Genomic DNA, 23,677 nt, shown 5'->3' with positions numbered 1-23,677 from the left:
TGCCTTCTTTCCTAGTTTTATTAGGAGAGAGTGATGAATAATAAGATGGATTATCAAAGGGAGCTTGAGCGAATACGCGAACATTTCGGTTATGATTTTATGGCACTTGCTCTGGTTGAACCGGCCGAATATCAATACGTCATTAAATGGAAAAATGCCGCTGGCAATTTAAATGATCGATTTAAGCGGATTGTGCTGCAATCTGGAAAGGGCATAGCAGGAGTCGTGTTTAAAACCGGGAAGTCTGTCTTTATTCCATCTGTTCATCAATATGTTGGGGCAGAGAACCTATTTAACTATCCGATCGTTCAATCCGAAAAGCTCAAGAGTCTCGGGGCTGTGCCTCTGTGGAACGATGCTCGCGTCGCGGGCGTACTATTGGGTGGATTTCGAGAAGAACAACTGATGACCGAAGCCATGATGCGTGATTTGGAAGCCTTGGCACATGAGGGGTTTGGAGAGTTGAACGGGAAGGAAGTGATTTGAATTGACATTGTCTATAGGGACAGACTCTTTGAGTGCGCTAATGGTGAAGATGTTTGAGAACAGCACAGAAGCTATCTTCTTTTTTGATAGGGAAGGGAAAACCCTAGCCATGAATCCGGCGGCTGAGGAGATTGTAGGCGATGACGTTCTCATTCAACTCTATGAAGGACAGGACAGAGCTTTATGCGGAACATGCAGGGGCTACACAAGCGACACAGAGCCCCGCACCTGCCTTGACTGTTATTTCAATGTGCCTGAATCCGACAAATTTGCTTCTTTTCAAGTCTATTTGGAAACAAAAAGCAATGGTATGGTTCCCTATGCCGCTTCTTTCCATACCGTTGATTCTACAAATGGAATCCGGGTGCTGATGCTGAGAGATTTGACCCCGCAATTTCAGACGCAGGAAAAATTGTATCAAAACAAAATGATGAAGCATGTCATTGAAGCACAGGAAAACGAGCGTAAACGGCTTTCTAGAGAGCTGCACGACAGCGTCGCCCAGGAATTGATGAGCGCGGTTGTTGAACTACGAGTGTTAAAATACATGACGAATGATGATCAGCTCATTAAAAACATGAAGCAGACGGAAGCATCCATGACACGCTTGCTGGATGATATCCGTAACCTGTCTGTGGAACTCCGGCCTGCCACCCTTGATGATTTTGGACTTGAAGCGGCATTCCGTTCCCACTTTAAGCGGGTCGAGCAAAGCTTTGGTCTAGTGGTTGAGTTCGCATCTGATCTTCCCCAAAAGCGGTATGGAAGCGAAAAAGAAACAGTCATTTACCGCGTCTGCCAGGAGGCTGTGCTCAATGCGTTGAAGTATGCCCAGGTCGACACCATTAAAGTTTCTTTGTCCGAGCATGAACATTCGCTTCGTTTAACTGTAGAGGATGATGGGATTGGCTTTGATAAAGGGGGCAAACCTATTGGAACGGGACTTGGTCTGTATGGTATGCAGGAGCGAGCAGAGCTGGTAGGTGGAAGTTTTGGCGTCCTTTCTAATGTTGGTCAAGGAACCAAAGTCTTTTTACAAATTCCGATTGGACATGAGGAGGAATAGAAACTTGATCAAAATTGTATTAGCGGATGACCATGCCATTGTACGAAGTGGATTTTCCATGATTCTGAACTTCCAATCGGATATGGAGGTTGTCGGAACGGCTGCGGACGGTATTGAAGCGTATACTATGGTAGCTAAGCATCAGCCGGATATTTTAATTATGGACCTTAGTATGCCACCAGGCGAAAGTGGATTGATCGCTACAGGCAAGATTAAAGAGGACCACCCCGATACTAAAATTCTGATTTTGACCATGCATGACGACGAAGAATATCTATTTCATATTTTGAAGAACGGTGCTTCAGGATATGTTTTGAAAAATGCACCCGATGAGGAGCTATTGCTTGCCATACGCACCATTCATGGGGGTGGGACTTATATCCATCCTAAAATGGCTACTTCTCTTGTGCGTGAGTTCATCAAGAAAGATACAACCTCACAAACCGAAGATCCTTATGAGATCCTGTCCAAGCGTGAGTTGGAGATTCTCCCTCTGGTCGCAAAGGGATACGGTAACAAGGAAGTTGCCGAAAAGCTGTTCATCTCTGTCAAGACCGTGGAAGCGAACAAAGCTAAAATCATGGAGAAATTGAATTTAAAAAGCCGGCCTGAGCTGGTCCAGTATGCTTTAAAGAAAAAAATGCTGGATTTTTAGTTTATGAAGAAGATCATTTTTAGTCCAATAATATATCTAGAATGAATCAAGCAGCTTCTTACGGGAAGCGGCTTTTTTATTTTCAGGGACTCCCCTGACTGGGAAAGGGGAGTCCCCTATATTCGAAAGGAACGGCTAGCGGCTACAATAGGAACAGAAAAATGCAAATCAATCATTCGACAGAAAAAAGTTGAAAAGGTGAGTTAAATGATTAGAAAAATGCAGTTGCCGCTACAAACATTGAACTTGATTCTTGGATTCATGGTGTGGGTCATCATTTCTTCCCTCATGCCGTTCATTACGGAGGATATCGTGATTCCACCCGGAAAACTGGCCATGGTTACGGCGATTCCGGTCGTGCTTGGATCGATTCTGCGCATTCCGCTTGGTTATTATGCCAATATTTTCGGGGCGAGAATCGTTTTCCTCGTTAGCTTTGTTTTGCTTTTGTTTCCGGTCTACTATATCAGTGAAGCTTCTACGATGACGGATTTAATTATCGGTGGCTTATTCCTTGGAATTGGGGGAGCGGTGTTCTCGGTTGGAGTGACTTCACTGCCCAAGTATTATCCGAAGGAAAGACATGGCTTTGTCAACGGGATGTATGGTGTGGGCAACTTGGGGACAGCGGTAACGACTTTCTCTGCTCCAATTGTAGCAACACAGGTAGGATGGGCACTTACAGTCAAGCTGTACCTTATTCTATTGCTTGTTTTTATCGTTTTGAACTTCTTCTTTGGGGACCGTCATGAAGCTAAAGTCAAAACCCCGATTATGGAGCAAATCAAAGGGGTTTACAAAAATGAAAAGCTTTGGTTTTTCTCGCTCTTTTATTTTATTACGTTTGGCTCATTTGTAGCTTTTACGGTGTATCTACCGAATTTTCTCGTATCAAACTTTGAACTGGATAAAGTGGATGCAGGGATGCGTACAGCAGGCTTTATCGCGATTGCCACATTCTTCCGCCCAATCGGTGGCTGGCTGGCGGATCGTTTTCAGCCCTTGTTCCTGCTGGTAGGTACGTTTGCTGTGTATACGGTTGCTGCGATTCTTCTGGCTTTTTCACCAGACATCACCTTGTATACCGTAGGGTGCTTGGCTATCGCTGTGAGTGCAGGAATCGGGAACGGTGTCATTTTCAAGCTAGTTCCATTTTATTTTAATAAACAGGCAGGTATAGTGAACGGAATTGTATCCATGATGGGTGGCCTGGGTGGCTTTTTCCCTCCGATCTTGTTATCGACGATTCATGCCGCTACTGGCCAATATTCCATTGGGTTCATGTTGCTCTCCCAAGTGGCACTGGCTAGTCTGATCCTCGTGATATGGCTGTATTATCAAGCACGCTTCCCTGTAGCTGCCGAAGCACTCGACTCGGTGGGGCAGGGCCGCTTTAAGAAACAAAAGGAACTTCAGCAGTAAGAGAAAAGGTATGGGACATTGTGATGAAGGAACGTTATTCAAGACAGATCTTATTTAGACCCATCGGCAGTGAAGGACAACGTAATCTGTCTGAAGCTGTTGTAACCATTATCGGCTCCGGGGCACTAGGTTCCGCCATTGCTGAAACATTAGTAAGAGCGGGCGTCGGAGAGATTCACCTGGTTGACCGTGATTATGTGGAGACGTCGAATCTGCAACGCCAGCAGTTATTCACGGAGCAGGATGCTGTACAAATGCTCCCCAAGGTTATGGCTGCTGAAAAAAGACTGAAGGCGATACGAGAAGACGTACGCTTGTATACCTATCTCGACAGCCTGGATGCCGGGCTTGCTCAAGAGCTTGCTGGTAAAAGCACATTGCTGATGGATGCAACGGACAATTTTGAAACTCGGTTACTTATAAACGATGCTGCACTAAAGGCTGAAATTCCATGGATTTACGGCGCCTGTGTTGGAAGCACAGGCGTTGTTTTTCCGTTCGTGCCGGGCAAGTCGGCATGTTTTCGCTGCCTTGTGCCCTCGCTGCCAGCGATCAATCAGACCTGTGATACGGCTGGAATCATATCGCCTGCTGTCCAAGTGACGGCCGCCCTCCAATGTACAGAAGCCATGAAGTGGCTGAGCGGCAAACGTGATAAGATGCGCAGCAAGGTTCATCTATTTGATCTATGGGAAAATACGCAAATGGACATAGGGATTTCCCGCATCCGGAATCCAGATTGTCCAACCTGTGGAGAACAGCCTGAGTTTCCTGCACTGACAGCAACCCATCGCTCGGCATATGCGGCGCTGTGCGGGCGGGATGTGGTGCAGGTTCTTCCAGACCCTCATCGTCCGATCACGCTGGACGATGCAGAGAAGATGGGCAGGCTTATGGCGGAACATGTAAAAAGGACCCCTTATTTCGTTGAATTTTATGCCTTTAAGCATCGAATGATTTTATTTAAAAACGGAAGACTCCTCATTCACGGGATCGGAAGTGTTGCCAGAGGTCAAAAGCTATACCATCAGTTATTTGGTTGAACAAGAGATATAGATCCGATAAATGTAAATAATGTATAGAGTTTTTCTAGCAGAGTAGCTTGCAGGATGGCTGGAAGGTGGAAAAAATGAGTGTATTTGAAATCGTGACGGAGCCCATTCTCCCACAGGCCTATGCGGATTATGTCTTAAGACCGGAAGCAGGAGCAGTGACCCTATTTACAGGGCATGTAAGAGAGTGGACCCAAGGCGTACGGACGTTATACCTTGCATACGAAGCTTATGTGCCTATGGCCGAGAAAAAGCTTGCAGAGATTGGCCGCGAAATTGAACAGAAATGGGAAGGGACAAGAGTAGCAATTGCACATCGGATTGGTGAACTTCAGATCGGTGATATTGCCGTTGTCATCGCCGTCTCCTCACCACACCGCTCGGATGCATATCAGGCGAATGAATACGCAATCGAGCGAATCAAGGAAATCGTCCCAATCTGGAAACGAGAGATTTGGGAAGACGGAACGCAATGGATCGGACAACAAAAGAAAAAACCGGAGGAAATCAGTCATGATTAAGCTGTACTATTTTGCAGGACTCCGTGAGGTGACGGGGAAATCTGAAGAAATGGCAGATTTGGCAGGACAAACTGTAGGAGAATTATGCAGTTGGATTACAGATAAATATCCAGATATGCCGATCAAGTCTACACGAATTGCAGTAAACGAAGAGTACGCGTTGCTTACAGATGTACTGCAGGATGGAGATATCGCAGCTTTTATTCCGCCTGTTAGCGGTGGCTAGTGAAAATGCTCGTCATGTGTCCATTTCTGCAACGTCAAATACAGCTAATGAAAAAAAGAAGGTGGTCACATGAGTTCACATTCACTGAAAGACCTATTGCGGCGTCCGATCCGCGATTTACGTATATCTGTTACGGATCGCTGCAATTTCCGCTGTTCCTACTGTATGCCAAAAGAAATTTTCGGCGACGATTTTGCCTTTCTTCCCAAAAGCGAATGCCTATCGTTTGAAGAGATCCATCGCCTTACGGAGCTCTTTGTAGGCCTTGGGGTCAAAAAAATCCGGCTCACAGGCGGTGAGCCATTAATGCGGCCGAATCTTCCCGACCTTGTCTCTCGAATTTTGTCTATCAACGGAGTGGAGGATATGGGGTTGACCACAAATGGCTTGCTACTAGGGCAACAGGCTCAGCACCTCTATGATGCGGGGCTGCGACGACTGAATGTCAGTGTAGATGCTCTGAACCCCGAGCTATTTGGGCGGATGAATGGACGGGGCATTAAGCCTGCTTTTATTTTGAAGCAGATTGATTGTGCAAGAGAAATCGGATTTGAGATCAAGGTCAATATGGTGGTTCAAAAAGGTGTTAATGATTCTGAAATTTTGCCGATGGCCGCTTATTTTAAGGAGCAGGGAATAACCCTTCGTTTTATTGAGTTTATGGATGTAGGTAACGATACCGGGTGGAGCTTCAAAAAGGTTGTAACAAAAGAAGAAATTATTGAGCTTCTTAAGAATGCGTACGAGCTGGAGCCGATAGATCAAAATTACTTTGGAGAAGTGGCAAAACGTTACCGTTATAAAGACAGCGACGCGCAAGTTGGCTTTATTACTTCGGTTTCTGATTCATTTTGCTCATCCTGCACGCGTGCCCGTCTATCTTCTGATGGCAAGTTTTATACGTGTTTATTTGCTTCAGACGGATTCGATTTGCGCCAGATGCTTCGTAACGGGGCGAATAATGAGGAGCTACTCGATGCGATTACTTCAGTATGGGAACAACGCTTAGATCGGTATTCCGATGAACGTACTGAAGAGACTGCAAACAACCGAAAAAAAATTAACATGTCCTATATTGGGGGCTGACATTTTTATCATGGCAATGGGCCGTATTCAAGGTGCTGCCCCCAAAAAGAAAGCGCAAACATTTTTGTTGGCAAAACTTAAATTTGATGTTATTATGATCTTGGGATTGTTACTGAAAAGGCAAAACCCGGGACATGGAACTGGATTTCCATGTGTTGGGTTTTGCCTTTTCTTTTTGTATACAGATTTGCAATAACGCAGAAAGGTGAGTGATGATGTAGGGCTTATCTCTCTTTATGAATGCGCTTTCAATACAATGGAGTTGTAGATCTTTACTGCACTTTATAGTTTGGTTTGCAATGAAAGTTGATCGGCTATTACCGTCTTGTGACCTATCTGAAATATCGCCCAGCATCTAAATCCTTTTTTAAATTATTACGGGATCAGGGGGCAGCCAGAATGATCATAACAAAGATATTTAATAATAACGCCATAATAGCCAAAGATTCAAAAAGGCATGAATTTGTTGTTATGGGTCGTGGAATTGCATTCAAAAAGAATGCAGGAGAACAAGTAGAAGAGCATTTAATTGAAAAGGTGTTTGTGCTTAAACAAAAAGATGCTTCAGAAAAATTTAAATTATTGTTAGAGGATGTCCCTACAGAATATGTTTCGTTATGCTATGACATCATTGAATATGGAAAAAGCATATTGGAAGCACAACTGAGTGACTATGTATATGTTTCGCTTACAGATCACATGAACAATGCATTTAAAATGTTTGATGAAGGGTTTAAAAATGCGAACCCGCTCATCTGGGAAATTAAAAAATTTTATCCTAAAGAATTTGGAGTTGGCTTAAAAGCACTGGAGTTTATTGAAGACGAAACAGGTAAACGATTGTCTGAAGATGAAGCAGGGAATATAGCTCTTCATTTAATCAATGCTCAAGTAAACGGCTCCAACCATAAAGTAACTGATGTCGCTCAGCAAACTCAAAAAATACAGGATATCTTAAATATTATTAAGTACTCTTACAATATTACGCTAGACGAACACTCGACCAGCTATGAACGATTTATTACACATTTAAGGTTTTTCTTTCAGCGGTTAATTCAAAAAGAAAAATTAGCACTGGAAGATGATTTTCTATTAAGGCAAGTGAAAGCAAAGTACAAAAAAGCTTACAGCTGTATGCTAAAGATTGAGAAATACTTGGACACGGTATTATCAGATGAAGAAAAACTGTATATAACGATTCATATTCAGCGCGTAACTCAATGACCAATTGAATAACTCCTTGGATTGTTACTGGTAATGCAGGCGAAACCAACCTAGATCGAATTTGATCTATTTTGGTTTTGCCTTTTTTTATAAATACAAATAAAGGGGCAGTTACAATGAAGTATGAGACATTAGCACAAGACATCATCAGAAATGTCGGCGGCAAAGAAAATGTAAATAGTCTAACTCATTGTATTACACGCTTGCGCTTCAAGCTAAAAGATGAAAATAAGGCCAATACAGAGGTTCTGAAAAACATGGATGGTGTTGTCACTGTGGTAAAAAGCGGCGGGCAATACCAAGTGGTGATCGGTAATCATGTGCCCGAGGTTTATGCGGATGTTGCCACGATAGGTGGTTTCCAGGCAGGTGATTCAGAAGAAGCCTCAGGTGAAAAAGTGAGTTTGTTCAATAGGTTTATTGATACCATTTCAGGTGTATTTACACCCACGCTGGGTGTCTTGAGTGCCACGGGTATGATTAAGGGCTTCACAGCATTGTTTGTAGCCTTGGGCTGGTTGACCGCAACATCAGGTACCTATCAAATTCTCAATGCTTTAGGAGATTGCTTGTTTTACTTCTTCCCTATTTTCCTGGGGTATACGTCGGCCAAAAAGTTCAATGCCAACATTTTTATAGGTATGGCGATCGGGGCGTCACTTGTTTATCCAACCTTTAGCACGATAACAGCCTCGGGTAAACCGCTATACACTCTATTTAGCGGCACTATATTTGAGTCACCAGTATACATCACCTTCTTAGGTATTCCGGTCATTCTGATGAGCTATGCATCAACTGTTCTTCCGATTATCATATCCACCTATGTAGGCTCAAAAATAGAAAATTTCTTTAAAAAGGTCATCCCTAGCGTAGTGAGAACATTCTTGGTACCGTTTTTCACCTTGTTAGTTATTGTTCCATTAGCACTGATTGTGATTGGACCGCTCTCGACTTGGGCAGGTCAACTGCTTGGCGCAGCAACGCTCTTTGTGTATAACTTAAGCCCAATTATAGAAGGTACCATCATGGGTGCTTTCTGGCAAGTATTTGTTATTTTTGGATTACACTGGGGTCTTGTTCCTATCGCTATGAACAACTTGGCGGTGCTCAAATTCGATCCGATCCTCGCTGCGACGCTGGGAGCTTCCTTTGCTCAAACAGGTGTTGTGCTGGCGATTTTGTTCAAAACCAAAAATGTAAAGCTGAGATCCCTTTCCATTCCAGCTGTCATCTCCGGGATCTTTGGTGTGACAGAACCAGCGATTTACGGGATTACACTACCACGTAAGAAACCATTCATTTTAAGCTGTATAGCGTCTGCGGTAGGTGGCGGTATTATAGGCATGATGGGAACGAAAGGCTATATTATTGGCGGCTTGGGCATTTTCGCGATTCCGAGCTATATCAGTCCATCAGGAATAGACAGCGGATTTTATGGGGCTGTTATCGGTATCCTGGTAAGTTTCGTATTAGGCTTCTTGCTTATGTTCTTTGGCGGATTCAGAGATGATGAGGTGAAAGAAACGAAAAAAGAAGCGAGTACAACAGGGGCAGCAAAAGGAGGGGAAGTATTAGTAAGGCAGGAGACGGTGATCAGTCCGTTAATGGGTGACGTAAAGCCTTTATCTGAGGTAACTGATGAAGCCTTTTCCACAGGTGCTTTGGGTAAAGGGATTGCCATTGAGCCTTCCGAAGGCAAGGTTGTTTCACCTGTAGATGGTGTATTAACATCCTTATTTTCGTCAGGTCATGCCATCGGAATTACCAGTGATCAGGGCGTGGAGATCCTCATCCATGTAGGCAAGGATACGGTCAAATTAAAAGGTAAACATTTTTATCCCAAAGTAAAACAAGGGGAAGCCGTCAAAAAAGGGCAATTGCTCATGGAGTTTGATATGGAGGCGATCAAAGAGGCAGGTTACGTTCTGACTACCCCTGTGATCGTTGCCAACACTGCTAGTTACTTGGATGTCATTGAAACGGAGAAAAAGACGATTGGTTATAAAGAGGATTTATTGACGGTCATGGTCTAAGCTACCAATATTTTAGGAGGAATGAACAATGAACAATAATATAACCAAGAAGTTTCCGCAAGGATTTTTATGGGGAGGGGCCACGGCTGCTAACCAATTTGAGGGTGGGTATAACGTTGATGGTAAGGGACTAAGCACTGCTGATGTCATAACAGCCGGGACACATACTGTTTCCCGAAGAATTACGCCTGTGTTGGAAGAAGGCATGAACTATCCAAGTCACGAGGCGATTGATTTCTACCATCATTATAAAGAGGATATCCGATTATTTGCTGAAATGGGTTTCAAGGTCTTTAGAATGTCGATTGCTTGGTCCAGAATATTTCCTAACGGAGATGATACAGAGCCGAATGAGCAAGGCTTGCAGTTCTATGATCGTGTGTTCGCAGAATTGAAAAAGTACAACATTGAGCCTTTGGTTACAATCTCACATTATGAAGCACCGTTCCATTTAGCCCAAAAATATAATGGCTGGTCAGACCGCAGAGTCGTCGATTTTTATGTAAGATATTGTGAAGTTCTTTTTAACAGATACAAAGATGTCGTAAAATACTGGCTCACCTTTAATGAAATCAATATCTTAACCTTGTCTTTCGGAGTGTTCATGGCCGGAGCGATGATGCCAGAGGGAAATGGAGAGCTTGCCCATGCTACAGTGAAGGATGAGCAGGTATTGTATCAAGCTTTGCATCATCAATTTGTAGCCAGCGCAAAGGCGGTAAAGCTAGGACATGAGATCAATAAAGATTTTAAAATTGGCTGTATGATTGCTTATATGTGTTCATATCCACTTACCTGTAACCCTGATGATGTTTTGCTGGCTCAACAAAAGGATAACTTGAGTAATTTCCTATGCTCAGATGTTCAAGTAAGAGGTGCTTATCCGGGATATGCTAAACGATATTTTAAAGAACATAATATCCAAATTACGATGCAGGACAATGATGAGGATGTCTTAAAAGAAGGTTGCGTAGATTTTTATACCTTCAGTTATTATTCATCTACTTGTGTCAGTGCAGACCCCAATCAGGAGAAGGTGGGTGGCAATTTATCCATGGGATTAAAGAATCCCTACTTAAAAGCAAGCGCCTGGGACTGGCAAATCGATCCACAGGGATTGAGATGGTCCCTCAATAACATTTATAACCGATATGAAATTCCGTTAATGGTTGTGGAGAATGGTCTGGGTGCCGTGGATACCGTGGAAGAAGATGGCTCCATTCAGGATGATTATCGAATTGATTATCTGAAGCAACACATTGAGCAAATGAAAGAAGCCATTGCTGATGGAGTAGATTTAATAGGTTATACGCCTTGGGGATGTATTGATCTGGTAAGTGCGGGAACCGGTGAAATGAAAAAACGCTATGGATTCATATACGTCGATAAGGATAATGAAGGTAAAGGAACACTTGCCAGATCCAGAAAGAAGAGCTTCTATTGGTATAAGAGCGTGATCGAAACCAATGGAGAACAGCTGGATTAATGCTTAGTGTGTGTCTTCAAAAAGTTGTACAGTCAGCGCGTGCCTATTCCATAGGTATGCGCTGTTTGGATTTAAAACGACTTCCCTTCAGGAAACTACGGTAAATGTATACAAATTAGGGACTCAACCTAGCCAATAGTATGATAATTCGCTAAACACACGGGATGAAAATGTCGACATAGAGGGTAGGATGGATAACAAAATATAAGGAAGTGGATACATATTATGAATCAAGTAGAAGCTGTTTTGACTGCCATGCCGTTGATTAGAGAAGCTGCACGACAAGATGTTTTAATTTCCGTAATGAATAGGGAAAAATTTCTATTCTTTCAGTCGGGTAAAAGTTTAGTCTATGACTTCAAGGCAGGCGACCCTCTTCCTGATGTACACAAGAACTTCAAAATGCTAGTAGGCGGAGAAAAGACCAGAGTGCGTTATGATGCCGAAGTTTTTGGGTTTGCTGCTGATTCTTACTTTCATCCGATCAAGAATGAACAGAATGAGATCGAGGCAGTAATGTGCATCACCTATAGTATGGATAATCAGGATCAACTGAAGAAGTTGATGAGCCAAGCAGAGGATGTTACAAGCAAGCTAGTGGAAGGGATTCAGCATGTAGCAGCCCATTCGGAGGAGCTTAGTGCGACGGCCGAGGACATTTTAAGCAATACGAAAAAGGCGGTTGAGGATTCTGGTAATGTGACTGAGGTGGCAGGCTACATCAAGGAAATTTCAGAGCAGACAAACTTGCTTGGATTAAATGCAGCCATTGAAGCTGCTCGGGTGGGTGAGGCAGGAGCAGGATTTGGAGTGGTTGCCGCAGAAATCCGCAAGATGTCTACGGGCACCAAGGAAGCCACTGGGCGAATCGAGCAATCCTTGCAAGCTGTCAGACATTCCGTTTATAGTATGGAACAAGAGATTGCGCAGATTACAGTATCCTCCCAAGAGCAGGCCAAGCTTGTGTCAGAGTTTATGAATATTATTGATCAATTAAATGAAACCAACCAAGGCTTGAGAGGTTTAATAGAGAAAATCACGAATGATATTGATGCAAAATAAAGATTGAAAAAAAGTCTCGGTCTGTGAATTGTGCATTCCGTCATGGAAATGTAGATCACAGGGCGAGACTTTTTTTAAGTTTATAGATGAATAACTTGGAGTGGATACATGTATGAATTTGAATGGGTTGAATGAACAGAGTTACACAGAACTAGAGGATTATTGGGTGCGTGTATTTCTAAATGTAGTACAAGATCAGGATAAGGAGAACTGGGTGATTCCTTATTATAACACAGAAAGTCATGGATATGAACCCCATTTTTTCGGCTAAATCAAAATTAAGTCATAAATCCATCAGAATCATTCAAGAAACGGTTAATGAAGAGGATGACGTACACTATTGGTTAGAAACGAATGGGAAAAATGAATTAGTTATTATTTGTTCCCCATCACAGCAACATGTGCACAAGGTAAAGGGGATCATGAAACGCTGGATTTATGAATGAGATCCATTATCCATAATCAAATCTTTTCCGATATAATAGGGAAGAGAAGCCATAGAACAGATACTACCTCAGAGAGGTGATTTACAATGACCGTTGATATTCTCCTACGTAATAATGTAAAAGTGCTGGGCACAGGTAGCCAGACGATTGTGTTTGCTCACGGCTTTGGATGCGACCAGGATATGTGGCGTTATATCGTCCCTAGCTTTATCGACAACTACCAAATCGTCTTATTTGATTACGTTGGTTCCGGAGATTCTCAAATAAAATACTATGATTCCAAAAAGTACAGTGACTTGCAAGGGTATGCCCAAGATGTGCTGGATATTATGGAAGCGTTAGACTTACGAAATACCATATTCGTCGGACACTCCGTTAGCAGCATGATCGGAATGCTCGCATCCATCCGCAGCCCTCAATATTTTGAACGCATTGTCATGCTCGGTCCTTCTCCACGCTATGTGAATGACCTGCCTTCTTATTATGGAGGCTTCGATAAGAGTGATATTGATGAATTACTGGATATGATGCAAATGAACTTTATTGGCTGGGCTAGTTACATGGCGCCCATCGCTATGCAGAATCCCGAGCGAGGGGACTTAACCGAAGAGTTGGAAAAGGCATTTTGCTCCAGAGATCCTCATATTGCACGGCAATTCGCAGAGGTTACATTTTTTTCAGATTGCCGTGTCGATCTTCAGCATGCTTCGGTTCCTACGCTTATTCTCCAGTGCTCAGACGATAGTATTGCTCCAATTGAGGTAGGGGACTATTTGCATACCCATCTTAGAAATAGCAGACTTCAGCAGATGAGAGCAAAGGGGCATTATCCTCATTTAAGCCAACCAGGAGAAACGAGCAATTTAATCAAAGAATATTTAGCCAGCGTGTAGCGTGTAATATCGTATGAAAGGCAGTCATGCAATGGATATTCAATTAGATAAAGCTCCCTGTGGATACTTTTCAATTTCGGACGCTGGGATCATTCAATCGGTAAATCAAACTTTATTGGACATGCTTCTGTATGAACGCGATCAATTGCTCGGGCGGCCGATTGAAACGACAATGTCTGTTACGAACAAGCTATTTTTTCATACTTATTTTTATCCCTACATTCAGTTGTACGGGCGTGTCGATGAGATGTACTTTTCGTTTCGCACAAGTGATCGACAGGATGTGCCTATACTACTAAACGGGGTTCGCCAGGAACGAAATGGGGAAGCAGTGATTGACTGTGTAGTGCTTGTGATGCGTAAGCGTATTGAACACGAGAAAGATATACTACAGACCAAAACCAAGCTTCAGGAATTATATCAGGCTACGAATGAAGCCAACCAGAAGCTTGAACGATTGCACGAAGAATATGAAATCAAGCAGCAGGAATTAGTGAGGATCAATCTCCAGCTAGAAACGATGGCGTCAACCGACCCGTTAACTGGGCTAAAGAATAGAAGATATTTTCAAGATCAATTACTAATCAGCCTAGCCTCTTTTCAAGAGACTGGAATACCTTTTTCGCTGCTGCTCATTGATATTGATCATTTCAAAAGCATTAACGACACTTATGGTCATCCGGTGGGCGACCTGGTGCTCACTCATCTGGCAGAATTACTACAATCCATTTCACGGGAAATGGACATTGTCGCTCGTTACGGTGGCGAGGAATTTGTAATTATCCTTCCCGGCAACAATCAACAGGAAGCCATTCGTACGGCAGAAAGATATCGTTCCATGACGGCCTCAAGGGATTGGGGAGAATACAGCATTACTGTGAGTATCGGTGTGGCAACGGTTACGCAAGCCGATACGGAACAATCGATAGTTCATCAAGCGGATTTGGCACTGTATGCTTCTAAGAGTGGCGGGAGAAACCAAGTCACGCATTCAGCAAGTCTCGTAAAGAAATAAATGAGGCTTCAATAACCGCATGAAGAGTTGGGGAGTGATAAACATGGGGGAAGCGTACAAGCTGGACTGTGATACCTGTGCTTATACTAAGAACATATTTGTAGGGTTTGGTTTTTCATATATGAGTTTGGAATCCATTGCTTCGTTTGTACAGGATACTGTCCTTAAACGACGTATTGGGGAATTCATAGGCAACCCTTCGACGAGATATGCTGCTTATGACGCGATATATGTATGTCCGGTCTGTCAGGCCATCCGCAATGAACTGTTTATTGAGATGATATCGGACTCATCACAGTATAAAATTTCTTATGCTTGTCCTAGATGCGCGAGTGTTATGGAGCAGGAACACATTGAAAACAATGTGCCTGTTCATTTGAGTTGCCCAGCATGTGAAAAGGGGAAATTGAAAGCAATGTTTTATATGGATTGGGATTAATAGATTCCCCGAATATCACGTATCACTACAGCATACTCCAATAAGTCTGGTCAAACCATTCAAATTCAGCTAATATTAATGATAACGATTCTCATTTGAATCATCAAAATGAATGAAAACCTTTGAGGTGGATGCTTGTGAATTCAAATTCGTTATCATTAATATATCAGCATTATTTAGAAAAAACTCCGTTTAGAAAACAAAATGAGCATACCTATATGATGTTACCAGAAGCGGGTAACGGACATATTTACCGAGTTACAACTTACAGCGGAATCGAGATTGTGTATTCGCACATTCAATATCACGAGCCTTACCCGACGAACTTTGCTTCCAGAGGACAAATGATTGAACTTCAATTTGCACTTTCGGGGCAACGTCATGTGAATATAGCTGGTCTGGACTATACACTCCCGTCGGGGCGGGGGGCTCTTATTTTTTTACAGGATTTCAAAGCACGCTTCCATCCTCCGGTTAACGAACAATACCAATCATTTGCACTTGGTATTCCTGTTTCGTTGTTTAATTATGCGGCTTCACAGTTGGCGGCTCGTCGACAGGTAGCTATTGAATTTAATCAAATTCTGAAGGGGGCTGCATTCTATCACCTTGGTTTTGAACTGGATCACAGAAGTATAGTGATGATTGAACATTTGATCAAAGACTTGAAAAGTGTGCATAGATCGCCTTTATTAATGGAAGCAGCAGCACTAGAGATTTTAAATCGACTTATGATTCAATTATTTGATTTAACCCCCATGCCCGAAGGCTTATCTAAAGAAGATGTCAGAAAGTTGCATATGGCTCGGCAAATCCTTGAATCCAGCATGATTGATCCTCCTTCACTGATCGCATTATCCAAAAAAGTAGGATTAAACGATTTTAAATTAAAAAAAGGATTCAAAGCATGTTTTGGAACGACTGTATTTGAATATTTGCGCCAAATTCGTCTCGATTATGCGATGAAGCTGCTTCGAAGCCAGGAGAGCAATGTAACAGAAGCTGCGATGGCTGTAGGGTACAGCAATGTGAGTGCATTTTCAGAGCAATTTTTCCGGGAATACGGAGTGAAACCATCATCCTTGAAGAAAGTATTTTAAAATTTCTTTTTTGACCATTCTAAAGATATCAAGTAAACAAAAAGCTGGAACCCTGTTATAGAAAGGATGCCAGCTTTTTATTTGGTGCTTATTTTACGAAAGTTTCTGTACCCTCTGAATTGATGGTTGAAGTATGGGTACGAGACGCTTCTTCAATATTTTTGAATGCCCAGTAATCTACTGGTACATCCTTCCAAGTAGCCTGAATTGTTCCTTCCAGGGGTCCTCGCTTTAAGATAGTGTTCAAAATGGTAACAGTCTCTACTCGTGTTATATATTTATTGGGTTGGAAGCTGTTGTCGTTATAACCGGTAATCCATCCTGCATTAGCTAGCGCTACAATGGAATCTCTTGCCCAATGCTTTTCGATATCGGTATAGGGAGACGCTGCGGTTTGTGTACCTTTAAGCTGCTTCCAGGATGCGAGTATTGCTGCCATTTCTGCACGGGTAATGGGTTGCTCTGGCCGAAATGTTCCATCTGCATACCCATTCATGAGGTGCTGTGTCGTAAGCGCTATAATCGAATCCTTTGCCCAATACATGTTAGGTACATCTTTGTATGTCGTTGAGCCTTCTTTTGTCTCCAGCTTCATAATTCTAGCCATCATCGCGGCGGTTTCAGCTCGTGTAATGGACTGGTCCGGTCGGAATGTACCATCCTGATAACCCGTTATATATTTTTCATGCGCAACCTCGGATTGCTCTACGGGCATGATTTCCGGAGTCGGTACATCCGTTGTTGAAACCGATGGTGATGAAGATGTGGTTGTTTCACTGGAAAAAGATGAATCACTGCTATCCGCGTTATCCTTCTTATCTTTTTTATTACTACTGCTGCTGTCGTTACCAGTAGTAGCACCGGTTCCGCTCGTACTTCCAGTACCACCAGTGCCTGCATCTCCGTTTACAACCTGTATATACGCTTCAGAGGTACTCGGCGCGAATCGAACATCTCCACTGTATATAGCAGTAATCGGGTGGCTTCCCACACTTAAGTTGCTTGTAGTGTAGTACGCATTGGCATAACCATTCGAAATGCCCACTGGCTCCATCGTCAGCGTATCTAATATATTCGTGCCGTCCATAAGGATGACCGTTCCGGTTAAATCGCCCGAAGTTTGTGGGTTCGAAGTTGTCCTCACGCTAAACCTTACTTCTTGGCCGTGACTAGACGGATTTGGCGAACTCAGTACTGTAGTTACTGTAGGTCTCAGTGAAGGTGTAGTCGTAGGTGTAGATGCATTTACGACCTGAATGTATGGCTCAGATGTGCTGGGAGCAAATCGAGCATCCCCACTATAAATAGCAGTAATCGGATGACTTCCCACACTTAAATCGCTTGTGGTGTAGGTCGCAGTGGCATATCCATTCGCAATGCCATTTGGCCTCATCGTCAGCGTATCTAATATATCCGTACCGTCCATAAGGATAACCGAGCCGGTTAAATCTTTCGTAATTTGTGGGGTTGAGATGGTTTTGATGCTAAACGTTACGGATTGACCTTGTTTAGAAGGATTTGTCCAACTCGTTACCGTGGTTTCAGTAGCATACACAGCATCCGTTACACTAGGTGCTGGTGAGGAGGTTGCATACACAGTACTCTCGGAAAAACTCCATGTCCAGGTTCCAAATAAGACGATAACAGCAAGATAAGTTAAACAAAAAGACTTGAATTTACTCATAAACTTCCTCCATAAATTTCCGGTGTCACGATGAGCTTACTAAGATTCTCCATGATGACTAACCTACGAATATGATTTTCTTACACTACTGAATTACTATACTAAATACCTCTGAACCAATTCTGAACCAAATCAACAAAAACCGTGCCCAATTCACATCGCTAGAAGGGGATCATGATTTGCAAGCCTTTTCAGTAATTCCTCAGAACAATGCAAAAAGGGTCAACCAGAAAGAACCGGTTGACCTCATAATATGAAGAACAGTTTAGAGCGATGTTTTGGAAAGACTTATTTCCGTTAGTATTTAAATTTGACCGTTAGATCTTGTAACTTCTGTGACATATCCGACAAGGTCGTTGCCAGGCTGGTGATCTGCTGCATCGAAGCCAGCTGCTCTTCTGCAGACGCTGCAATATTCTGCGAGTTGTCCGCTGCTTGAAGCGCCAGACTGGATACGTTCTCTCCGCTCGCCGAAATCTCCTGGACACTTGCGGTTATTTGCTCCGTGATGCTCGCGAGCTCTTCCGTTTGCTGTGCGATATGATTGGTGGACGTCACAATTTTGTTAAACTGCTGCTCCGTCTCATTGGCAATTTTAATGCCGGAGTCTACATCCTGTTTTACGCGTTCCATGGTCTTAAGCGAATGCTCCATATCTTTGCGCATATTCTGAATCAACTCGGAAATCTGCCCGGAAGACTGGTTCGATTGTTCGGCCAGCTTTCTTACCTCTGAAGCAACTACGGAGAAGCCGCGGCCTTCTTCGCCTGCACGGGCAGCCTCAATTGAAGCATTTAAGGCAAGCAGATTGGTCTGCTGTGCGATATCCGTAATGGCATGTAGCATCGTGTCGATCTGTTGAGTGCGTTCATCCAGCATTCTCATAACCGCATCGGTTTCATTGACGGAATGGTTAATCAAGTCCATTTGCTTCACCGTATGTTGTACAGCAGTACCGCCAAGGCTCGCCATTTCCATCGCGTCTGCAGACGATTCAGCAATAGTCAAGGAGCTATCCGTGATCCGCTGCATGCCTATTGAAATTTCCTCAAGCGAGCTGGTTGTCTTCTGGAGCATCAGTTGCTGCTCCTTCGCACCGGCCGCCGATTCTTGAATCGCGATGGTGATATGCTCGGTTGCCTGCCCAGTATGCTCTGCACCAAGGGTTAATTCTTTCGAGGAAGCTGCTACCTGCTTTGTGGACAGGTTTACTTCACCGATCAAATATCTAATATTTTTAATCATATGATTGAAATCCTGTGCCAGCTCGCCAACCTCATCTTTTGAATTCATTTTGACTTCTTCGACCGTTAAATCACCGTCCGCAACTGCATTAAGCCGCTTTGCAATCATGATAATAGGCTTCGTAAAACGTCCCGAAACAAAGCTTACGATAATTGCTCCCAGAATAACTGCAATAGTCGTAATAATCAGGACAATATAAAGGACCTTGGTCGCCCCGCTGTTAAATTCGTTAAAATATGCTCCAGAACCGATGATCCATCCCCAATAAGGATCCCTTTCAACGTACGAAATTTTCGTCTCCACTTGATCTGTACCAGGTAAAGCCCATTTATAAGTGACGAATCCCCCGCCGTTTGTACCGGCTTCTACAAACTCTTTTCCCACATGCACACCGTCTTCCGATACGGCATTTATTAAATCCTGGCCTTCATTTGAAGGGTTCATCACTGAAACGGCATCTTGGTTGACTGCCCACGGATAACCTGTTTTACCTACAGTATATTTAATCTTTACCGGTCTTTTGTTATTAGCATCTTTTACACCGAGCAGCTCGATGCGCAGTTTTTCCTGTGCTTCTTCCAATGTTAAATTACCGGCTTCGACTTGCCCATTGAGGAAACTAATCATACCAATTACCATTTGCACACTATTCTTAAGTGCTACTTTGCCTGATTCATTCATTTCATTCTTGGAAACAACATAAGAACTGATTCCAATCACGAATGTGGGTACAATTAAAATAATCAAGCACATTATGGTTAACTTCGTTCTTAACGATCTTACCTTCATGATTGATCCTATTTTTGTTTTCACTGAGATTTCCCCCTTAGACATCGATATACAGACTCAACCCACAGCTACGCTAATTACTAAAGGCAAAAGACTGTACATCATATATCGTAATAACATGCCAGGAAATGAAGCCCTTCCATCCAGTCAGCGATGAAGAGACCGATGTAGTTCATTTCACAACGAAAGAGCGACTCTATAATTAACGACGCCCATTGGGCCATAGAATGCAGGCCATTTTTTACTGTCTGAAGACTGGCTGCTGTTTTATACGCAAAATTAAATCCGTTTAACCGCAAATTTATCCGTCTATAGGCAGTAGCTTTTTGGTATGCCCCGTATACTTCTGCATAGAGAGATTCTATAACAGAGGAGTGTACGAGGATGAATAGAATAAAAGGGAGCATCTTTTTCAGTGTATTTGTGGCTATGCTAGGGCTCATGCTTATTGCTCCGATTATGCCGCCTCTTATTCGTGAGTTAGGCTTAAAAGAAAGCCATTCCGGATTAATAATATTGCTTGGCTCTATAACGATGGCCTTAATGGCTCCAGTATGGGGAAATCTGAGTGATGCAAAGGGACGCAAGCCGGTGATTCTGCTTGGTTTCATAGGGATGTGTGTAAGCTGCCTGTTGTTTACACTTACTCTTTTTGCAGGATTAAATGGTTGGCTCAGTGGGGGGCTACTGTTAGTCCTGCTGATTGTTACACGCGGCTTAATTGGCGGCTTTATCCCGGCGGTGTTGTCATCGTCCCAAGCTTATATGGGAGATGTAACGGAAGGAGAAGAGCGTGGAAGTGGTATGGCTATTATTAGTGCGGCGAATGGGCTTGGGCTGGTATTTGGCCCCGCGATTGCAGGTGCCTTTACTTTAATAGGGCTGTTATGGCCCTTATATTTTGGAATTGTCATTGCCGCTGTTGCATTCGTGGTGTCTCTGCTGGCGATTCCGGCGGCCCATCCCGTTATTCAGCAAAAACCCGCTCGAATTAACCCCCTCCAGCCAGGTCTAAGAATGTATTTGTTTGCAGGCTTGGTTACGATGATAAGTATTGTGACTATTCAGGTTATAGGTGGTTTTTATTTTCAAGATCAGTTAGGTCTTACATCCGAAGAAACAGCAAGAGTCGTGTCCTTTGGACTTATGTTCTCCGGGGCAGCGATGCTGATTGTGCAGATCATCCAGATGAAATGGCTTAAATGGCAGCCTAAGCCGATGATTTTGCTCGGTTCTCTATTTCTGATTGCTGGAATGGCATTATTTCTGATTTCAGCCAGCTTGGTCGTTTACTATGCAGCATTCTTTATGTTTGGCATAGGCACAGGCTTACTGATGCCCGGTTTTATGGCAGGTGCTTCGCTTTCGGTCAGTCAAGAGCAGCAAGGGGGAGCAGCGGGGCTGGTAGCTGCGGTACAGGGAATTTCCGCGATCATTGCTCCTATTTTGACGACCACCTTGTATCGAGTGGACAAATATATTCCCTTTATGCTTATAGCAGTTTTGGTAGCTGTTATGGCTGTTATTATGTTGGGAGTGAGAAAAAGAAACGGGAATAGTGAGCCTGTTCCTCATAAGGCAAAATAAATAAAAGATTGGTTAGATGAATCCATAGGCTTCCAGGGTATACTCACCGGAAGCCTATATCTATTATAATAAGTTATAAGAAATTTCAGGAAAATCAGAAGGAAGTGGGGGGCTTATGGAAATCCAGCAAAAATGGGTGGCACTAAACAAAAGATATAGTTTGTACGCACCCAGTTCCGAGGCTGTACAAGCCATGTACCAATTGAAGGAAGAGCTTGAGGGCTTAGAAAGCGAGCATGCTACAGGGAACATTTCATGACCCTGCTTGCTGTAGGGATGAGGATGGTTTTGTTCTGCTTCAGAATAATTCTGATTGGCCTGAAGCGCTTCAGATTTCAGTGGAAGAGGCAAGAAATATTGAAGGGTTAGAAGATGATGAACCTTATATCTATTGTCTATTTCATATCGGCGGCGGAGATGCGATGAGGTTGAGGGAAGGAATGTGTAGGGCACTGGAAGAAGAGAAATGCGCTGCGGATTGGTTCGAGTTGTAGCCGAAGAGAGGAGTAAGAGAGAGTGACTAAGAAAGGAAAAACAGAGATTCAGACACTAATCTATCGCTATAGTGGTCCAAGAGCCAATATTGGATATACTTTTGAACCGCTGCGCTATGGAGATACAGATGAGCCAAAGCTGGAGGAGATGATCTTCATCTACGCAGATGACTTTGATATCGTGCTGTCTGTGTTAAAGTCCAAATATCCACTTGTCGATTCTGACACGGGGGAAACGTATGAGGCTTTTGATGCCTGCTGGGATAATCCGATTCAGGCGTCGGTATGGCATGAAATATTAACAGAATTGGATGCTTGGCCTGCCAAGGAGCCAGAATTACGCATATTTATCGATTCCTTTACAGCATGGGTCAGAGCGCATTTGAAGCAAGCAGATGGTATTATCGTGACCGGAAATCTGTAGAGGAAGGCAATGCACTGCAATCCGTATTTTCGCTGCTCCTCGCTTCGAGGAGCAACTGGAAAGCGAGCTGCTGGGTCAAATGCCTCGTTCTTTACATTGCATGCGACAGGCTCCTTATGGCAACTGGATTATTGACGTTGCTTCCGAATCCTGAGTAACTTTTGCTCCAATTTGGTATCACTCATAAATTTGCTGACAGATACAGCAAGCTGATATTGAATGGTCCCCATATTGTTAGCGGCAGGTTGAAGAACCCCTTTTATCGTTTGCCATAACGAAGTAGCCTGTCGGCTTTTTGCTCCAAAATGCATGATGATGTGGATACAGGTTGTAATTATATTGCGGCCAAGTCCGTACAGGAACCATTCTTTTTCCTTCGTAATAAGCGGAATGATGGTTGCCATCGTTTCCCAAGCTTCATCCCATCGTCCTGTTTCAATGAGCTTTTCTGCCAAGCTGGATGCAGTAGAACAGTAGTTACTAGAATTTTCTTCTATTTTCTCCATTTCGACCAGCTTTTTGAGAGCTTCAATTTCACCTTCTACATGGTTGCGCCATCTCTCATGATAAACGAGTGCCTGTAAATTTCCTTTGTTCCAATCCGTCTGCTCTCTGATCCACAGATCGATAAATAATGATAGATATACATCTTCCCCGAGTTCACTTGCGATATTGATGCAATCTTCAAGATCAGCTGTATCTTTGCTGAATAAATATGTTTCCAAAATCAACGCAGGGTCAAACCCGGCATATGTATCAAAATTGGCCTTCTTGGCCTGCTGGAACAAAACTTGGTCCTGCTCACGCTCATATTTTTGCAGTAAAAAAACGGCGTAGTATAGAGCATCGCCAATCCCCTGAAAACTGTTCGTTTCCCTGTCTATAATCTCATTAACGAGCAGTCTTCTCACAATCGGTTCATAATGCGGGGCATATCGATCCTCATGATTATACATAGCCAAAAGCACCTTCAAGCGATTCGTATAATTGGCATCACTTTTTCCATATTCCTCACTGTGTTGCTCCAAATAGTCAACCTTCGAAAAATCGGCGTGATCACTTATTAGACTCTGCAGCATTTCATCATAGGGTGCCATCATCTGATCCAGCAGCTTTTTGTAGTTCGTTTCCATTACTGTAATTCTCCTTTCACGGATCGGCTTAATACTACAATCCATATGTACAAAAAACAAGAGTTTACCTTTTGAGTACTGCGCTGTCGTGCGTACATATTTTTCTAAT

Annotated in this window: 25 protein-coding genes; 22 read left to right on the top strand and 3 right to left on the bottom strand. The window is 43.2% G+C overall.

All coding sequences use genetic code 11. The features are described from left to right. The first annotated feature begins 33 nt into the window (after window positions 1-33). The 18 genes from OIU26_RS04710 to OIU26_RS04625 all read left to right on the top strand — a co-directional run bounded on the left by OIU26_RS04710 (window position 34) and on the right by OIU26_RS04625 (window position 16,212). The gene (locus OIU26_RS04710) at window positions 34-486 is read left to right on the top strand and encodes a GAF domain-containing protein (protein WP_013372380.1); all 453 of its coding nucleotides are present in this window, start codon (window positions 34-36) and stop codon (window positions 484-486) included. 1 nt (window position 487) lies between these two features. Continuing rightward, the gene (locus OIU26_RS04705) at window positions 488-1,552 is read left to right on the top strand and encodes an ATP-binding protein (RefSeq protein ID WP_165081900.1); all 1,065 of its coding nucleotides are present in this window, start codon (window positions 488-490) and stop codon (window positions 1,550-1,552) included. 7 nt (window positions 1,553-1,559) lie between these two features. Beyond that, window positions 1,560-2,207, top strand: a complete 648-nt coding sequence (locus tag OIU26_RS04700; RefSeq protein ID WP_038978085.1) for a response regulator transcription factor — start codon at window positions 1,560-1,562, stop codon at window positions 2,205-2,207. Between the two features lie 207 nt (window positions 2,208-2,414). Continuing rightward, entirely contained in the window at window positions 2,415-3,629 is a 1,215-nt protein-coding gene (locus tag OIU26_RS04695) for an MFS transporter (protein WP_264216088.1), read from the top strand. A gap of 23 nt (window positions 3,630-3,652) precedes the next feature. Continuing rightward, window positions 3,653-4,672 carry a ThiF family adenylyltransferase gene (locus OIU26_RS04690; protein WP_264216087.1) on the top strand — a complete coding sequence of 340 codons (1,020 nt, stop codon included), beginning with the start codon at window positions 3,653-3,655 and terminating at the stop codon, window positions 4,670-4,672. Window positions 4,673-4,758: 86 nt separating this feature from the next. Beyond that, window positions 4,759-5,202, top strand: a complete 444-nt coding sequence (locus OIU26_RS04685; protein WP_058830144.1) for a molybdenum cofactor biosynthesis protein MoaE — start codon at window positions 4,759-4,761, stop codon at window positions 5,200-5,202. Continuing rightward, entirely contained in the window at window positions 5,195-5,428 is a 234-nt protein-coding gene (locus OIU26_RS04680; protein ID WP_025679245.1) for a MoaD/ThiS family protein, read from the top strand. Before OIU26_RS04685 ends, OIU26_RS04680 begins: the two co-directional genes overlap by 8 nt. A gap of 69 nt (window positions 5,429-5,497) precedes the next feature. After that, entirely contained in the window at window positions 5,498-6,514 is a 1,017-nt protein-coding gene (gene moaA / locus OIU26_RS04675) for a GTP 3',8-cyclase MoaA (RefSeq protein WP_264216086.1), read from the top strand. 10 nt (window positions 6,515-6,524) lie between these two features. After that, a complete protein-coding gene (locus tag OIU26_RS04670; protein ID WP_102163596.1) occupies window positions 6,525-6,710 on the top strand; it encodes a hypothetical protein in 186 nt (61 codons plus the stop codon). 203 nt (window positions 6,711-6,913) lie between these two features. Next, window positions 6,914-7,738 (top strand): BglG family transcription antiterminator LicT, encoded by an 825-nt coding sequence (licT, locus tag OIU26_RS04665; RefSeq protein WP_025679241.1) that lies wholly within the window; start codon window positions 6,914-6,916, stop codon window positions 7,736-7,738. Between the two features lie 116 nt (window positions 7,739-7,854). Continuing rightward, on the top strand, window positions 7,855-9,771 hold the full coding sequence (locus OIU26_RS04660; protein WP_165081915.1) for a beta-glucoside-specific PTS transporter subunit IIABC: 1,917 nt from the start codon (window positions 7,855-7,857) through the stop codon (window positions 9,769-9,771). Window positions 9,772-9,799: 28 nt separating this feature from the next. Next, the gene (locus tag OIU26_RS04655; protein WP_264216085.1) at window positions 9,800-11,257 is read left to right on the top strand and encodes a 6-phospho-beta-glucosidase; all 1,458 of its coding nucleotides are present in this window, start codon (window positions 9,800-9,802) and stop codon (window positions 11,255-11,257) included. Window positions 11,258-11,482: 225 nt separating this feature from the next. Beyond that, entirely contained in the window at window positions 11,483-12,319 is an 837-nt protein-coding gene (locus OIU26_RS04650) for a methyl-accepting chemotaxis protein (RefSeq protein WP_264216084.1), read from the top strand. Between the two features lie 112 nt (window positions 12,320-12,431). Then, window positions 12,432-12,590 (top strand): hypothetical protein, encoded by a 159-nt coding sequence (locus OIU26_RS04645; RefSeq protein WP_264216083.1) that lies wholly within the window; start codon window positions 12,432-12,434, stop codon window positions 12,588-12,590. A gap of 261 nt (window positions 12,591-12,851) precedes the next feature. Then, window positions 12,852-13,658: an alpha/beta fold hydrolase gene (locus OIU26_RS04640; protein ID WP_165081919.1), complete on the top strand. Its 807-nt coding sequence runs from the start codon at window positions 12,852-12,854 to the stop codon at window positions 13,656-13,658. 31 nt (window positions 13,659-13,689) lie between these two features. Beyond that, window positions 13,690-14,673 carry a sensor domain-containing diguanylate cyclase gene (locus OIU26_RS04635; RefSeq protein WP_264216082.1) on the top strand — a complete coding sequence of 328 codons (984 nt, stop codon included), beginning with the start codon at window positions 13,690-13,692 and terminating at the stop codon, window positions 14,671-14,673. 43 nt (window positions 14,674-14,716) lie between these two features. Further along, a complete protein-coding gene (locus OIU26_RS04630; protein ID WP_264216081.1) occupies window positions 14,717-15,112 on the top strand; it encodes a hypothetical protein in 396 nt (131 codons plus the stop codon). A gap of 137 nt (window positions 15,113-15,249) precedes the next feature. Beyond that, on the top strand, window positions 15,250-16,212 hold the full coding sequence (locus OIU26_RS04625) for a helix-turn-helix domain-containing protein (RefSeq protein ID WP_436449016.1): 963 nt from the start codon (window positions 15,250-15,252) through the stop codon (window positions 16,210-16,212). A gap of 88 nt (window positions 16,213-16,300) precedes the next feature. On the opposite strand, the gene OIU26_RS04620 is transcribed toward OIU26_RS04625, so the two are convergent. Both OIU26_RS04620 and OIU26_RS04615 read right to left on the bottom strand, forming a co-directional pair. Further along, entirely contained in the window at window positions 16,301-17,896 is a 1,596-nt protein-coding gene (locus OIU26_RS04620; RefSeq protein ID WP_264216079.1) for an S-layer homology domain-containing protein, read from the bottom strand. A 297-nt stretch (window positions 17,897-18,193) separates the two neighbouring features. Further along, entirely contained in the window at window positions 18,194-19,930 is a 1,737-nt protein-coding gene (locus tag OIU26_RS04615) for a methyl-accepting chemotaxis protein (RefSeq protein WP_264216078.1), read from the bottom strand. Between the two features lie 384 nt (window positions 19,931-20,314). Between OIU26_RS04615 and OIU26_RS04610 the strand changes: the two genes are divergently transcribed. The 4 genes from OIU26_RS04610 (at window position 20,315) to OIU26_RS04595 (ending at window position 22,435) form a co-directional block, all read left to right on the top strand. Then, window positions 20,315-21,517, top strand: coding sequence for an MFS transporter (locus tag OIU26_RS04610; RefSeq protein WP_264216077.1), 1,203 nt, complete (start codon window positions 20,315-20,317; stop codon window positions 21,515-21,517). 115 nt (window positions 21,518-21,632) lie between these two features. Further along, window positions 21,633-21,776, top strand: coding sequence for a hypothetical protein (locus OIU26_RS04605; protein WP_264216076.1), 144 nt, complete (start codon window positions 21,633-21,635; stop codon window positions 21,774-21,776). Next, window positions 21,754-22,011 carry a hypothetical protein gene (locus OIU26_RS04600; RefSeq protein WP_264216075.1) on the top strand — a complete coding sequence of 86 codons (258 nt, stop codon included), beginning with the start codon at window positions 21,754-21,756 and terminating at the stop codon, window positions 22,009-22,011. The genes OIU26_RS04605 and OIU26_RS04600 overlap by 23 nt, the downstream gene beginning before the upstream one ends. Before the next feature lie 22 nt (window positions 22,012-22,033). Continuing rightward, window positions 22,034-22,435 carry a hypothetical protein gene (locus OIU26_RS04595; RefSeq protein WP_264216074.1) on the top strand — a complete coding sequence of 134 codons (402 nt, stop codon included), beginning with the start codon at window positions 22,034-22,036 and terminating at the stop codon, window positions 22,433-22,435. A gap of 128 nt (window positions 22,436-22,563) precedes the next feature. On the opposite strand, the gene OIU26_RS04590 is transcribed toward OIU26_RS04595, so the two are convergent. Beyond that, window positions 22,564-23,568: a hypothetical protein gene (locus tag OIU26_RS04590; protein ID WP_264216073.1), complete on the bottom strand. Its 1,005-nt coding sequence runs from the start codon at window positions 23,566-23,568 to the stop codon at window positions 22,564-22,566. Window positions 23,569-23,677: the final 109 nt, after the last annotated feature.

The sequence above is a fragment of the Paenibacillus sp. BT-177 genome (genome assembly GCF_025846815.2).
GTDB classification, from domain to species: domain Bacteria; phylum Bacillota; class Bacilli; order Paenibacillales; family Paenibacillaceae; genus Paenibacillus; species Paenibacillus polymyxa_C.
Note: the sequence above shows the minus strand (reverse complement) of the source record. Positions and strands in the feature narration are given on the sequence as shown.